Below are 14,494 nucleotides of genomic sequence, written 5' to 3'. Positions count from 1 at the left end.
GCAAAGTGGCTGATCCTGGTCATTGCGGCAGGCATCCTTCTGCTGGGTGTGATCCTGTATGCAGGGGGACGCTGGCTGGAGACCAGGAGCGTTGAAGGAGTACGCGGGGATCTGACCCAGACGGAAGCGGTGGAAACGCAGGAATACAACGGCGTCACATACCAGCGCCGGGAGGGGCTGACCTCCATCCTTGTGATGGGCGTGGACCATGACAGTGCTGTGGAGAGCGAGGGCGCTTACCAGGGCGGCCAGGGAGATTTCCAGCGGCTGATCGTCATCGATCCGGAACGCCAGGTCATCCGTCAGTTGAAAATCGACCGGGATACCATGACAGAATGCACCGTGCTGGGCTACCTTGGCAGCCCCATCGGCACCAAAGAGATGCAGATCAGCCTTGCGCATGGCTTCGGCGATGGCAAGGAGGAAAGTTGCGAGTATGCCCGTGAGGCAGTGGAAGGTCTTCTGCTGGGAGAATCCATTGATTTTTACGTGGCCATGAACATGGATGGCATCTCGGAGCTGAACGATCTGGCAGGCGGTGTCACCGTGACATTGGAGGATGATTTCTCCTCCATAGACCCTGCAATGGCCAAGGGCACGACCCTGACGCTGCATGGGGACCAGGCCGAGACCTTTGTCCGCAGCCGGATGACGGTCGGAGATGGGACCAACGCCAGCCGCATGGAACGCCAGGAGGCGTTCCGTGGTCGCGACCAAGAAGACTGCAAAGGTCTGAGTTTGAGAAAGTACCTTTTGTAGGTTTACAGAAGGCAGTGGCATTTGCTGCCACTGCTTTCTTTCTGCTTCAGAATAAATCAAAGGGAGAACAAAACTATGTCAGAATACCAAATGCCACCCCCCAATAAGGTGAATTCGCCCCAGCCCGGCAATGGAGACGAGGAGACCATTGACCTCCTGGAGCTGTTTTATGCGCTGCTGAGTAAATGGAAGCAGCTTGCAGCAGCAACCGTGGCCTGCGCCCTGATCGCAGCCATTGGGGTGCTGTTTTTTGTGACGCCCAAGTATCAGGCGTCGTCTACCATTTACGTCATCAGCCAGAAAGACTCGGACATCAACATCTCCGATCTCCAGATCGGCACGGCCCTGACCGATGACTATATCCAAGTCTTTCATATGTGGGAGGTGCAGGAGAAGGTGATCTCCAACCTGGACCTGCCCTATACCTACAGCCAGCTGGATAAGATGCTCTCTGTGACCAATGCCTCCAACACCCGGATGGTGGAGATCACCGTGACGTCGGAGTCTGCGCAGGAAGCAGCAGACATCGCCAATGAGTATGTTACCGTGGTGCAGGACTACATTGCCAAAAAGATGGCAACGGACAAGATCTCTATCATGTCCACAGCACTGGTTCCGACGGAGCCGGTCAGCCCGAACAAAACCAAAAGCATCCTGCTGGGAGCATTGCTGGGCTTTGTGGTCAGTGCGGGTGTCGTTGTTGTGATGACATTGCTGGACGATACCTACAAGACGACGGAGGACATCAAGAAATACACCGGCCTGGTGACGATGGCGGTGATCCCGCTGGAAAAGGGCGATGAGCCAAAACACCAGAGGGCAGACAAGCAGATCGGCCTGAAGCTGCCGGAAGGGAAAACGCTGTGAACAGACTTGAATTTCGAAAACTTCCCCAGTTGAGCTACCCGGTCAATGAGGCCTTCAACACCCTTTCCACCAATGTCTCCTTTTTGGGTCGGGATATCAAAAAGATCATGCTTACCAGTTCCCACGCATCCGAGGGCAAGAGCTTTACCAGCATTACGCTGTGCCGGAAGCTGGCAGAGCGAGGCAAGCGGGTGGTCCTGGTGGATACGGACCTGCGGCGGAGCATGATCACCACTGTTTATGGGGTGCAGTTTGCGCCGGGTTCCAAAAAGCAGGGCCTGTCTCACTATCTGGCCGGCATTGCCGAAAAGGAGGAAGTCCTGTTCCACACCAACGTTCCGGGCATGGACTTTATCCCTATGGGCCACGAACTGCTGAATCCCATCCCGCTGCTGAGCTCTAAGCGGTTTCAGAACCTGCTGGATGGACTGGCAGAGCAGTACGATTACGTGATCGTGGATGCGGCTCCGGTGGGCGTGGTCATTGATGCTGCGGAGATCGCCAAGGTCTGCGATGGCATTCTGCTGGTGGTGAGCTACAATCAGGTCCACCGGCAGGAGCTGATCGACGCCAAAAACCAGTTGGAACAAACGGGCTGCCCCATCCTCGGCACCATCCTCAATCAGGTGGATTACGAGGGCTTTGCCAACAAGAAGTATTATTACAAATCGCATTATTCCAGTTATTACAAGGCCTACGAAAAAGAGGCAGAAGAAAAGAAGAGCTGAACCCATGACAGAACAGTTTTTAGATCTGCATACGCATGTGGTCTATGGAGTGGACGATGGAGCCCGCACGGAAGAACAGATGCGGGCGATGCTGGACGCAGCTGTTGCCAACGGCATCACCACATTGGTGGCCACCACCCACGCGACACCGGGCCTGGAGGCCTTTCCACAGGAGCGCTACCAGCGCCACCTGGATGCAGCGCAGGCCTATTGTCAACAGCAGGGGTATGGATTGCGGCTGTACCCCGGTGCGGAGCTGCTGTACAACCCCATGCTGCGGGATGCGGCCAGAGAAAACGGCCTGCCCACGCTGGCCGGTACGGACTGGGTGCTGATGGAGTTTTTACCGCAGACTTCCGCCAAAGAGCTGGAAAACGGGCTGGAAGAAGTGGCTGTGTGCGGCTACTCCATTCTGATGGCCCATGTGGAGCGCTACCGCTGCCTGGAATCGCGGGGCCTGCTGGAAAAGCTGAAGGCCCGGTATCCTGTGGCCTGCCAGATGAACGGTTCCACGGTGCTGGAGCCGGGCAGCTTCTGGAAGCGGCGGCGGGTGGAACGCTGGCTGAGCAGCGGTGTCATTGATGTGGTAGCATCGGATGCACATAACACCACGTCCCGGCCGGTCAATCTGCGGGAAGCCTATCAAAAGCTGAAACTCACCTTCGGCGAGGAAACAGCGGACCGTTTGACCGGGCGCAGCGGCCTATGGAAGGAATTCCGGGACGCCTTAGCACAACAAAAAGCGACTTGACGTTCCAGCAAAGTGCTGGGGACCGCTTCCTTCTGCAAAGTGCGTAGCATGTTGGGGGCGGGTGTGCAAGACGCAGAAAAAGCAAAACAGCGGCAGTTTTCCAAATTGGAAAGTGGCCGCTGTTTTGTTGCATCTAGAGCAAAAATAAAAAATCACACCCCCGATGCGCCGTAGTTTGCCAGCACACGGGCGGAGGGGTCGTTGACGTTGCAGCCGGGCCATGCCTTGTTGGGCATCCAGAAATCGACGATGGTGCGACTCTGGTCGTGGTAGTATTTCTCGAAGATCTCGCGGTAGAACAGGCTCTCCTTGGTGAACGGCATGCAGTGGGCCGAATAGTTTGCCCGGCGGAGCTGGAACTCCTCGTCGGTGTAAAGGCTCTCGGTATACTCCTTGATGTCGTCCACCATGCTGTGGCCTACGGCATCGGAGAAGGCGGCCTTTTCACGCCACAGGATCTCCGGCGGCAGCCAGTCGCCCTCGAAGGCTTTGCGCAGCAGGTACTTGCCCTTGCCGTAGCTGTTCAGCTTCTTTTCGGGGTCAATGGCCATCACGTAGCGGACGAAGTCCAGGTCGCCGAAGGGCACACGGGCCTCAATGCTGTTGGAGGAGATGCAGCGGTCGGCGCGGAGGACATCGTACATATAAAGCTCGCGGATGCGCTTCTGGCTCTCCTGCTGGAAGGCGTCGGCGGTGGGGGCATAGTCGGTGTACTTGTAGCCGAACAGCTCATCGGAGATCTCGCCCGTCAGCAGGACACGGACATCGGTCTGCTCGTGGATGGCCTTGCACAGCAGGTACATGCCCATGCTGGCGCGGATGGTGGTGATGTCCCAGGTGCCCAGCAGGCGGATGACCTCTTCCAGGCTCTGGAGGACCATCTCCCGGTTGATGATGACCTCGTGATGCTCGCTGCCCAGATAGTCAGCGGTCTGACGGGCATACTTCAGGTCGATGGCGTCGGTGTCCATGCCGATGGCAAAGGTGCGGATGGGCTTGCCCAGCTTTTTGGCTGCGATGGAGCAGACCAGCGAGGAGTCCAGACCGCCCGAAAGCAGGAAGCCGACCGGTGCGTCGGCGTCCAGACGCTTTTCCACACCGGCGATGAGCTTTTCGCGGATGTTGGTCAAGGTGGTCTCCATGTCGTCTTCCATGGGGGCGGGCACATCGGCGATGTCCTCATAGCGGACGAAGCGGCCGTCGCAGTAGTAGCTGCCAATGGGGAAGGGCCGGATGTCGTCGCACCAGCCGATGAGGTTCTGCATCTCGGACGCGAATGCGATCTGGTGGCTGGACTTGGAGTAGCCGTAGAACAGCGGGCGGATGCCGATGGGGTCGCGGGCTGCGATGAGGCGGTCCTTGCGGGAATCGTAGAGGATGAGGGCGAACTCAGCGTCCAGATGGCGGAACATGTCGAGGCCGTACTCATAATAAAGCGGCAGCAGGATCTCACAGTCGCAGTCGGACTGGAACTTGTAGCCCCGGCGCTTCAAAATCTCTTTTTCAAAGCGGAAGCCGTACAGCTCGCCGTTGCAGACCACACAGTCGGCTCCGCGGTAGAACGGCTGCATGCCTTCGGGCGTCAGGCCCATGATGGCCAGCCGGCCAAAGCCCATCAGGCCGAACGGCCCTTCCACGACCCGCTGGTCGTCCGGGCCGCGCATCACGGTGCGCAGCAGATAATCCTTGAACTTGGCGGCACTCAGATCGTGCCCGGTGTAACCCATTACACAACACATAGTTCTTACCCCTCTCAAGTGACCGCTCCGTCATTGCTTTGCAATGCCGCCTCTCCGGATCGGAGCGGTCTCAAATAAAAAAATACGGCAGCCTTCATCCCACTTTGCTAGGACGAATGCTGCCGTATCCGTGGTGCCACCTAAATTACCGACACGCTGGGCATGTCAGTCACTTTTGTGCGCTCTCCCCGTTGAAAGCACTGCCGCGATAACGAGCGGCGCACGTCTGCCCCTACTTGCCGCCTTGCGCGGGTTCAGGGGGAAGCTCACGGGGGTTCGTTCGGGTCCGGCTCTCTGCGCGGCTCACACCTGCCCGCGCTCTCTGAAAAAGAGCGGTTGGACCTTACTTTTCCCGGTCAACGCTTTTCTTGCCTGAATTGTATCACGGCTTTTTGTCCGTGTCAACATCCGAATTTGAATTTTCTGCGGTTTGTTCAGCCTGCTCATTTTGCTGCGCACAGCGGCGGCAAAGTCCGTACAAAACGCTTCCCTCGCACTGGAGCGTAAAGCCGTGTTCGGCCATCAGATGGGCGCGCACCTCGTCCATGAAGTGGCAGTCCAGGTGATAGATCCGCCCGCACTGCACACATTTGAGGTGCAGATGCTCCCGGCAGTGCCGCCCTTCGTCCACATATTGGAACACAGCTTTTTCGCCCTTGTCGGCGACGTATTTCATGATGCGCTGTTCGCCCGCCAACTTGTCGAGATACCGGTAGACGGTGGTGGGGTTGGGGCTGGCGCCCTCGGCCTCCAGATGTTCCAGAATATTCGACGCACTGACCGCGTGCTGCCGGTTGTTGATGAGGTAATCCAGGATGAGCTGCCGGGTTTTGGTGTTGTATCCGCCGCGACCTGCCATGATATCCGCCTTCCTTTCTGCATCAAGTGTACCACAATTTATCCTTCGATGCAAAACAAGATGGGAGAGTTGGTGACAAGCACAAAAAACTTTGTGAATAATGCGAGAAAATACGGCAGAATATCTGTGCAAAACGGAAAAGCTCCCAATCTTTTGGAAAAACTCTTGTAAAGATTGACAAGTTGTGTGATAATATTCGTATGAGATGAGTTGGATTATTTCAGGGATACAAGCTGCCTTTTGGGCGGCTTTGCGTTGTTTGAGACGAACATCGGAATGAAATGATCTGTTCGGTTAGGAGATTGGAAAGATGAAAGAGATGGAACAGCAGGCAAAGCAGAGCTTGAAGCTCCAGGCCTACCAGTACCTGAAAACAAAGATCCTGAACTGTGAGTACCGTCCCAATGAGTTTCTCAACGAGCAGAAGCTCTGTGCGGAGATGGGCAATATCAGCCGCACCCCCATGCGGGATGCGTTGGGCCGGTTGGAGCAGGAGGGTCTCATCACCATTCTGCCCAAAAAGGGCCTGATGGTCTCCGGCATCACGGAGGACGATGTGCACAGCATGTTCGAGATGCGCCTTCTGGTGGAGCCGTATGCGCTGCGCAATTACGGCAACCTGATCCCCCGGCAGGCACTGGAAGACTATAAGGAACTGATGCACCACCCGGACCGCATCGACGACTTCTGCAAGTCGGACGATGACTTCCACGAGCTGCTGATGAGCAGCCTGCCCAACAAGTACCTGCGCTCGGCCTATGACCGTATCACCGGCCTGAACACCCGGTTCCGCATCATGACCGGCAAGGTGAGCATGATCAATCAGGACCAGACCTGCGAGGAGCATCTGCACATCCTGGATGCGGCCCTGAACGACAACTGGGACACCGCCGCCGATGCGCTGCAGCACCATCTGGAGCTGGCCCGCGATAAGGCCGAAGGCGTCATCAAGGTCATCCGGCTGTGGTAAGACGTACCCTCTCAGGCAAACTATTCGAGTTTGCCTGAGAGGGTGCTTTTTTGCACAAAAACAGCATATTTGTCCAGAAACAGTGGGATATGTATAAAAAATTCATAAAAATCATAAGAATTTGACATTGCATAGTTTTTAACAATGTGGTAAAGTAAAAGGCAGAGAGACCCGGCTGAAAACGGGTACAATGATTTGGAGGATCGTAATTATGGCTGATCGTATCGTACTGAATACCATTTCCTACCATGGCCACGGTGCCATCGAGAACATCGTTCCCGAACTGACCGCCCGCGGCTACAAGAAGGCGTTCGTCTGCTCCGACCCCGACCTCATCAAGTTCGGCGTGACCAAAAAAGTCACCGACCTGCTGGATGCGGCAAACTTTGCCTACGCTGTGTACAGCGAGATCAAGCCCAACCCCACCATCGCCAATGTGCAGGACGGCGTGGCGGCCTTCAAGGCTGCTGAGGCAGACTGCATCGTGACCATCGGCGGCGGCTCTTCCATGGACACCGCAAAGGCTATCGGCATCATCATCAACAACCCGGAGTTCGCGGATGTCCGCTCTCTGGAAGGTGTCGCACCCACCAAGAAGCACGCTGTCTTCACCATCGCTGTGCCCACCACCGCCGGTACGGCGGCCGAAGTCACCATCAACTACGTCATCACCGACGTCGAGAAGAAGCGCAAGTTCGTCTGCGTCGATACCAACGACATCCCGGAGATCGCCGTCGTGGACCCCGATATGATGTCCTCCATGCCCAAGGGCCTGACCGCTGCCACCGGTATGGACGCTCTGACCCACGCCATTGAGGGCTACATCACCAAGGGCCACTGCACCATCTCCGATATGTTCCATCTGGAAGCCATCAAGCTCATCAGCGAGAACCTGCGCGGTGCCGTCCAGAACACCCCGGAAGGCCGTGAGGGCATGGCTCTGGGCCAGTACATCGCCGGTATGGGCTTCTCCAACGTCGGTCTGGGCATCGTCCACTCCATGGCACACGGCCTGTCCGCTCTGTATGACACCCCGCACGGTGTGGCCTGCGCCATCCTGCTGCCGGTCGGTCTGGAATACAACAAGAGCGTGGCCGGTGAGCGCTACCGTGCTGTCGGCAAGGCCATGGGCGTCCAGGGCATCGACGAGATGAACGACGCCGAGGCAGCTGATGCCACCATCGCCGCCGTCAAGCAGCTGAGTGCAGATGTGGGCATCCCCACCAACCTGCACGGCATCCTGAAGGAAGAGGACATCCAGTTCCTGGCAGAGTCCGCTTACGCCGACGCCTGCCGCCCCGGCAACCCGCGTGACACCAGCGTGGAAGAGATCGTGGAGCTGTACAAGAGCCAGCTGTAACCCGCTCCGGTCCGGCCTGCAGTAACATCCAAAACCTCAAAATGCCATCTTCGGCCGCAGCGCCGGAGGTGGCATTTTTGCGATTCGGGCTTGTCAAGCGCCCCGAAACCGGGTACAATCAGAGTATACTTTGTTTCAGGAGGGCAGCAGCCGATGGAATTGAATTTCTATACCCTCAGCGTTATCTATCTGGTCTACTCGTTTTTGGGCTGGGTGGGGGAGACGGTCGTAGCCACCGCCAAAGGCCGCCGGTTCACCAACCGCGGTGTGGCCTCCGGCCCGTTCTGCTTCGTCTACGGCACGGCGGGCGTTCTGCTGGCCGTGGGTCTGGCCGACCTGCGCAACAACTGGTTCGCACTGTTCGCGGGCAGTTTTCTGATCGCGACTGTGGTCGAGTGGATCACGGCGAAGCTGCTGGAACGGGTGCACCACCGCCGCTGGTGGGATTATTCCGATAAAAAGTTCAACCTGGACGGCTACGTCTGCCTGCAATATTCTGCCTTGTGGGGTGTGCTGGGCGCAGTAGCAGTCCGCTGGGGCAATGACCTGCTGCTGCGGTTCTGCGCCTGGCTGCCGCCGCTGCTGCTCCACATCGCGGTATGGGTCAGCATGACGATCGCCGTGCTGGACCAGATCGGTGCGGTGGTGGTCGTGGGGCAGTATGCCGCCAGACACCCCCGGCTGGAACAGTTGGGGCAGGAGCTGGGCAAGGGCACCGACCGGCTGCAGCAGAAGATCGCCGCCCGCGTCGAGCGCCGCATCCAGCGGGCCTACCCCGCAGCGGCCCGCCCGGAGCCGACCACCAGCGCCGAAAAGGCGATGAGCGTATCCGACCTGGTCTGGCTGTTCGTGGTGGGGGCCTTCCTCGGTGATGTGGTGGAGACCCTGTTCTGCCGCATCACGGCCGGTGTCTGGATGAGTCGGTCGAGCCTGGTATGGGGCCCGTTCAGCGTGGTGTGGGGGCTGGCGCTGGTGTTGGCCGCCGTCCTTCTGCGGGGCAGCGAGCACCAGAGCGAGAGCCGCATCTTCTGGTTCGGCGTCATCCTCGGCGGTGCGTATGAGTATGTGTGCAGCGCCGTCACCGAGCTGCTGTTCGGCACCGTGTTCTGGGATTACAGCGGCTTCAAGTTCAACCTCGGCGGGCGCATCAACCTGCTGTATTGCTTCTTCTGGGGCATTGCGGCGGTGACCTGGATGCGGTACGGCTACCCGCTGGTGGCAAAGTGCATGGGAAAGCTGAAATCCCGCATCCGCCCCTGGATGACGGCGGCGCTGGCCGTCTTTATGGCAGTGAATATGCTGGTGTCAGCGCTTGCGCTGGCCCGGTACGATGCCCGCACCAGCGGCGTGGAGGCGGCGAACCCCGTCGATGTGGTTTTGGATGCGCACTTTGACAATGCCCGGATGGAGCGCATCTATCCCAATGCGAAAAAAGTCTCTTCTCATGCCCGGTGAGAGACTGCACAGCAAGAAATACCGGGCTGTTTGAAAAAGGAGAAAACGATGCTGATTCCTGTTTTGTTGTTCGCGATGGGCTGACCGCTGCCCGATAACATGAAAGCCCCCGCCGTTCGTCGGCGGGGGCTTTCTGTGTCGCAGGAAAAGTTACTGCTGTGCGAAGATCTTCACGTCGTCCTTGTCCATGAAGGCAGCACCGGCGAAACCGGCAGCTTCGAGCTGACCCAGCTGTTTGCCGAGCTTCTTGCCCTGGGGCAGGATGGTGACTTCGTAGTTGTCGCGCAGAGCGGCGGCTTTGGCGAGGACGGCGGGGAAATCTGCCTCCTTGCCGTAGAGCAGGGCGATCTTCTGCTTGGCACCGGGGATCTGATACCCCTGCTCCAGCAGGATGCCGCAGACGCGCTCGAAGCCGATGGAGAAGCCGACAGCGGGCACCCTGGTGCCCAGGAACTTGCCGATCATGTTGTCGTAACGGCCGCCGCCCGCCACGGCACCGCTGAACTGCGGGCAGGTGATCTCAAACACCATGCCGGTGTAGTAGCCCTGACCGCGGACGAGGCTGGGGCAGTAGGCCACAGCGAAGCGGCCGTCGGCGATGGCGTTGGCCGTGGCGAGAACATATTTCAGATCGTCGGCGATAGCGGGGTCGGCGCAGCGGGAAGCGACGGCATCCAGCGTGACGTCACCGGCGGCGATGAAGTCGGCCAGTGCCTGGATGGCGTTCTCCGGCAGCTGCTTTTCGGTCAGCTCGGCCTTGACGCCCTCGGCACCGATCTTGTCCATCTTGTCGAAGGTGATGCAGACGGAATCCAGCGTATCGGCGGCAAAACCCATGCTCTCCAGCATCCCGCGCAGGATGCGGCGGTCGTTGATGTTGACCGTGAAGCCGGTGAAGCCGATGCGCAGCAGGGCGCGGGCCGTCACGTCGATGAGCTCGACCTCGGCGTTGGGGGATTCGTCGCCCAGAATGTCGATGTCGCACTGGACGAACTCGCGCAGACGGCCCTTCTGGGGGCGCTCCGCGCGGAAGACGCGGTCGGTCTGGATGACCTTGAAGGGGTGGGGGAGCTTGTCCTTGTTGGCGGCATAGAAGCGGCTCAGGGGCAGGGTCAGGTCGTAGCGCAGACCCATGTCGGACAGCTGCTTCGGGTCGCCGGAGTCCAGCGCGCTGGTCAGCTTATCGCCGCGCTTGAGCACCTTGAAGATAAGGTTCAGGTTGTCGCCGCCGTCGGATTTGTCCAGATTCTCCATATCCTCCAGCATGGGGGTGGAGATGCGCTCGAAGCCGGAGGCGCGGTAGGTCTCCAGAATTTTGCCCTGAATGTAGTCGCGCAGGGCCTGCTCGGCGGGAAGAAGGTCCCGCATACCCTTTAATGCCTGTGTTTTCATGGATGATCCTCTCTCTATACCCTCTCAGTCACGCTTCGCGTGCCAGCTCCCCCAAAGGGGGAGCCATTGGCATGTCGGGCAGGTCTGCACGTTGTCGCCTTCGGCTCTTACGCGGCTGAGCCTTGTCCTCATGGGCAGCATCTGCCTGCCCTTTGCCGCAAGGCCCACGGCTTTTCGGAAGGATGGGCCTGAGCAGCCAGCAGGGCCAGAACCAGCCCGCCAGAGGCTCTCCCCTTGGGAGAGCTGGCGCGAAGCGCCTGAGAGGGTTATTCTTTTCATAGTACCTACAATTATAAAAGAATCTGCTCGTTTGTCAATCAAAAAGGGCAGACTAAGGGCAGAGGTGATGCAAAAATGCAGCAGTTTTCTGCAAAACATCCGTGGGCCATCCTGGCGGCGGGGGCCGCCATTCAGGTGTTGACGGGCCTGCCCGCCGCGTGGGGCGTATTCCAGCAGCCGGTGATGGACGAGTACGGCCTGAGCGAGCAGGGGGCCGGGTATGCGTTCGGCCTCCTGATCGCGGCGTTCGGCGTCGGGTGCGTGATCGGCGGCTTTTTGCAGGACCAAAAAGGCCCCCGGTGCGCTGCGCTCTGGGGCACGGCCCTGCTCTGCGGCGGTTTCTTTGCGGCGGCGCTGCTGCCGGGGGAGAAGGGCGGCTTTTTCTTTGGGGCGTTCAGCATCCCGGCGGGGCTGGGCACGGCGTTTCTGTATCCGTCCATCCAGTCCTGCGCCCAGAAATGGTACAAGGGCCGCAAGGGGCTGGCCACCGGCGTCATCGGGGGCGCAGTGGGCCTGTCCGGCGCATTCCTCACCGTCTTCGTCCGGACGGCGCTGAAGGGCTTCGGGCCGGTGCAGGGCATCCGGGGCGCGTTCTGGGCGTTGGGGGCATTGACCCTTCCGGTCTGTCTGGCGGGCAGTCTGCTGCTCGTTGACCCGCCGCCCGAAAAGCAGCGGCCGGAAGAGCAGGGCCGGGGCAGGAACGCCCCGCCGCTCGACCTGGCTCCCTTGCAGATGCTGGGCACGAAGCAATATTGGCTCTGCGCGGGGGCGGTCTGCTGTTCCACCCCGGCGGTGCTGCTGTTCAGCCCCATCATTCTGAAGCTGGGCATGGAGCGGGGGCTGGATGAGCGCGCGGCGCTGTGGAGCGTGGTGCTGGGCAGCGTGGGCAGTGCGGCCGGGCGGCTGCTGATGCCCCTGCTCAGTGATAAGATCGGCCGCCGCCCGACCGATCTGCTCCTGTTCGCGGCGTCGTTCGTGCTGTCCGGCGTGTTTCTGTTTGCGCAGGGGTGGGCCGTGGCGGCAGTGTATGCCAGCCTGACCTTCTGTTACTCGGCGCTGGCGGCGGTGCTGCCTGCCCTTTCCACCGACCTGTTCGGTCTGCCCCACGCGGGGGTGAACTACGGTTTTCTGGCTCTGGGGCAGAGCGTGGGCAGCCTGGCGTTCCCTTTTGCGGCCAACCTCTGGGGGCTGGAGACCGGGCGGCACTGGCTGGCCATCGGCGGGGCGGCGGCAGGCTTTGCAGCCATCTGGGCCTTGCAGCCGGTCCAACGGCAAAAACCACCAAAGAAAAACTGAACCTTTTGGCAGACCTGACAAAAAAATATCAAACGAAACGGGAAAAGCATAAAATGTGGCGGTTAGCCACAAGTAACCATCAAAAACTTTGTAGAAAAATTGTCGGAAACGTCTTGAAAATTGCGAAAAGGTCCTCTATAATGAAACTATGCGTGGTAGTACTGGGCGTACCGATGAGAGCGGCGGGCCCGGTCAAATGCAAACGGCAGGGGAGCCCCCCTGCTGCGTGGCATCAATTTGTCAAAAGGAGAGTATGATTATGACCTATTCGCAGCAAGTACAGAATATGTGCCCGATCACCAAAGGTCCTAAGCATGGTCCGGCTCCCATCCCCGAAGAGGGCGCATGGGTCAAGGCCTATGAAGTGAAGGACATCAGCGGCTACACCCACGGTGTGGGCTGGTGCGCACCGCAGCAGGGCACCTGCAAGCTGTCCCTGAACATCAAGAACGGCGTCATCGAAGAGGCTCTGGTGGAGACCATCGGCTGCTCCGGCATGACCCACTCTGCTGCTATGGCTGGCGAGATCCTGCCCGGCAAGACCATCCTGGAAGCTCTGAACACCGACTTGGTGTGCGACGCCATCAACGTGGCTATGCGCGAGCTGTTCCTGCAGATCGTCTACGGCCGCAGCCAGACCGCTTTCTCTGAGGACGGTCTGCCCATCGGCGCAGGTCTGGACGACCTGGGCAAGGGCCTGCGTTCCATGACCGGCACCATCTTCTCCACCAAGGAGAAGGGCGTCCGTTACCTGGAGCTGACCGAGGGCTACATCAACAAGCTGGCTCTGGACGAGAACAACGAAGTCATCGGTTACCAGTTCGTCAAGCTGGGCAAGATGATGGAGGATATCCGTCACGGCAAGACCCCCAATGAGGCATACGAGAAGAACGTGGGCACCTACGGCCGCTTCAGCGCTGAGCAGGGCGCGGTCAAGTACATCGACCCGCGTGAGGAATAAGAGAGGAGGAACAACGCATGGCAACTTTTGAATCTATGGATCGCCGCATGCCGAAGATCGAGGCATGCCTGAAGGCCAACGGCCTGGAGTCTCTGGACGCTTGCAACGAGATGCTCCTCGCAAAGGGCATCGACTGCGACAAGATCGTCCGCGGTGTGCAGCCCATCTGCTTTGATAACGCTGTCTGGGCATACACCCTGGGCACCGCCATCGCTGTGAAGCGCGGCCTGACCGACGCTGCCGAGTGCGCAGCTGCCATCGGCGAGGGCCTGGAGGCCTTCACCATCCCCGGTTCTGTCGCAGAGCAGCGCCAGGTCGGCCTGGGCCACGGCAACCTGGGCGCTCGTCTGCTGAGCGAGGACACCACCTGCTTCGCTTTCCTGGCAGGCCACGAGTCCTTCGCTGCTGCTGAGGGTGCCATCGGCATCGCCCGCACCGCAAACAAGGTCCGCAAGACCCCCCTGCGCGTCATCCTGAACGGCCTGGGCAAGGATGCTGCTTACATCATCTCCCGTATCAACGGCTTCACCTATGTGCAGACCGAGTACGACATCCCCTCTCAGACCCTGACCGTCGTCAAGGAGATCCCCTTCTCCAACGGCGAGCGTGCAGCCGTCAAGTGCTATGGCGCAAACGACGTCATGGAGGGTGTTGCCATCATGAAGAAGGAGGACGTTCAGTGCTCCATCACCGGCAACTCCACCAACCCCGTCCGCTTCCAGCACCTGGTCGCCGGCACCTACAAGAAGTGGGCCATTGAGAATGGCAAGAAGTACTTCTCCGTCGCTTCCGGCGGCGGCACGGGCCGTACCCTGCACCCCGATAACGTCGCAGCCGGCCCTGCCAGCTACGGCCTGACCGACTCTCTGGGCCGCGTCCATGGCGATGCGCAGTTTGCAGGTTCTTCTTCTGTGCCTGCACACGTTGAGATGATGGGTCTGATCGGCATGGGCAACAACCCCATGGTCGGTGCTACCGTCGCCTGCGCTGTTGCTGCTGCTCAGGCAAACGCATAAGTTCGTTTTTGAAATAAGCGTTTCAGCGGTCTCCCGGAACACTCCGGGAGACCGTTTTTGCA

The 14,494-nt window shown here is 59.3% G+C and carries 13 protein-coding genes and 1 other annotated feature; of the genes, 10 read left to right on the top strand and 3 right to left on the bottom strand.

The genetic code is table 11. The features are described 5' to 3' along the window. Positions 1 to 129: 129 nt before the first annotated feature. The 4 genes from I5P96_RS11590 to I5P96_RS11575 all read left to right on the top strand — a co-directional run bounded on the left by I5P96_RS11590 (position 130) and on the right by I5P96_RS11575 (position 3,105). On the top strand, positions 130 to 759 hold the full coding sequence (locus I5P96_RS11590; protein WP_223382221.1) for an LCP family protein: 630 nt from the start codon (positions 130 to 132) through the stop codon (positions 757 to 759). Between the two features lie 75 nt (positions 760 to 834). Continuing rightward, positions 835 to 1,626, top strand: a complete 792-nt coding sequence (locus tag I5P96_RS11585; RefSeq protein WP_223382219.1) for a YveK family protein — start codon at positions 835 to 837, stop codon at positions 1,624 to 1,626. Then, on the top strand, positions 1,623 to 2,354 hold the full coding sequence (locus I5P96_RS11580) for a CpsD/CapB family tyrosine-protein kinase (protein WP_223382217.1): 732 nt from the start codon (positions 1,623 to 1,625) through the stop codon (positions 2,352 to 2,354). The genes I5P96_RS11585 and I5P96_RS11580 overlap by 4 nt, the downstream gene beginning before the upstream one ends. 4 nt (positions 2,355 to 2,358) lie before the next feature. Beyond that, positions 2,359 to 3,105, top strand: coding sequence for a CpsB/CapC family capsule biosynthesis tyrosine phosphatase (locus I5P96_RS11575; RefSeq protein WP_223382215.1), 747 nt, complete (start codon positions 2,359 to 2,361; stop codon positions 3,103 to 3,105). Between the two features lie 152 nt (positions 3,106 to 3,257). Here the strand turns inward: I5P96_RS11575 and asnB are convergent, their stop codons facing one another. Together asnB and I5P96_RS11565 are read right to left on the bottom strand one after the other, a co-directional pair. Next, the gene (asnB, locus tag I5P96_RS11570) at positions 3,258 to 4,844 is read right to left on the bottom strand and encodes an asparagine synthase B (protein WP_207653471.1); all 1,587 of its coding nucleotides are present in this window, start codon (positions 4,842 to 4,844) and stop codon (positions 3,258 to 3,260) included. Positions 4,845 to 4,949: 105 nt separating this feature from the next. Beyond that, positions 4,950 to 5,213, bottom strand: a binding site (T-box leader). Positions 5,214 to 5,226: 13 nt separating this feature from the next. Continuing rightward, a complete protein-coding gene (locus I5P96_RS11565; RefSeq protein ID WP_223382213.1) occupies positions 5,227 to 5,703 on the bottom strand; it encodes a Fur family transcriptional regulator in 477 nt (158 codons plus the stop codon). Positions 5,704 to 6,013: 310 nt separating this feature from the next. On the opposite strand from I5P96_RS11565, the gene I5P96_RS11560 reads away from it, so the two are divergent. The 3 genes from I5P96_RS11560 (at position 6,014) to I5P96_RS11550 (ending at position 9,488) form a co-directional block, all read left to right on the top strand. Further along, the gene (locus I5P96_RS11560) at positions 6,014 to 6,673 is read left to right on the top strand and encodes a GntR family transcriptional regulator (RefSeq protein ID WP_118553820.1); all 660 of its coding nucleotides are present in this window, start codon (positions 6,014 to 6,016) and stop codon (positions 6,671 to 6,673) included. A gap of 211 nt (positions 6,674 to 6,884) precedes the next feature. Next, entirely contained in the window at positions 6,885 to 8,033 is a 1,149-nt protein-coding gene (gene fucO / locus I5P96_RS11555) for a lactaldehyde reductase (RefSeq protein ID WP_223382211.1), read from the top strand. Positions 8,034 to 8,186: 153 nt separating this feature from the next. Beyond that, positions 8,187 to 9,488, top strand: coding sequence for a putative ABC transporter permease (locus I5P96_RS11550; protein WP_223382209.1), 1,302 nt, complete (start codon positions 8,187 to 8,189; stop codon positions 9,486 to 9,488). 150 nt (positions 9,489 to 9,638) lie between these two features. Here I5P96_RS11550 and hisS read toward each other — a convergent pair whose 3' ends face one another. Continuing rightward, positions 9,639 to 10,880 carry a histidine--tRNA ligase gene (gene hisS, locus I5P96_RS11545; protein ID WP_223382207.1) on the bottom strand — a complete coding sequence of 414 codons (1,242 nt, stop codon included), beginning with the start codon at positions 10,878 to 10,880 and terminating at the stop codon, positions 9,639 to 9,641. Positions 10,881 to 11,234: 354 nt separating this feature from the next. Here hisS and I5P96_RS11540 point away from each other — a divergent pair, with 354 nt between their 5' ends. From I5P96_RS11540 to I5P96_RS11530, 3 genes are all read left to right on the top strand, one after another. Then, entirely contained in the window at positions 11,235 to 12,455 is a 1,221-nt protein-coding gene (locus I5P96_RS11540) for an MFS transporter (protein ID WP_223382205.1), read from the top strand. Positions 12,456 to 12,714: 259 nt separating this feature from the next. After that, entirely contained in the window at positions 12,715 to 13,416 is a 702-nt protein-coding gene (locus tag I5P96_RS11535; RefSeq protein ID WP_097793551.1) for an iron-sulfur cluster assembly scaffold protein, read from the top strand. A gap of 17 nt (positions 13,417 to 13,433) precedes the next feature. After that, positions 13,434 to 14,432 carry a GGGtGRT protein gene (locus tag I5P96_RS11530; protein WP_097793550.1) on the top strand — a complete coding sequence of 333 codons (999 nt, stop codon included), beginning with the start codon at positions 13,434 to 13,436 and terminating at the stop codon, positions 14,430 to 14,432. Positions 14,433 to 14,494 lie beyond the last annotated feature (62 nt).

The sequence above is a fragment of the Faecalibacterium prausnitzii genome, assembly GCF_019967995.1.
GTDB lineage: Bacteria > Bacillota > Clostridia > Oscillospirales > Ruminococcaceae > Faecalibacterium > Faecalibacterium prausnitzii_E.
Note: the sequence above shows the minus strand (reverse complement) of the source record. Positions and strands in the feature narration are given on the sequence as shown.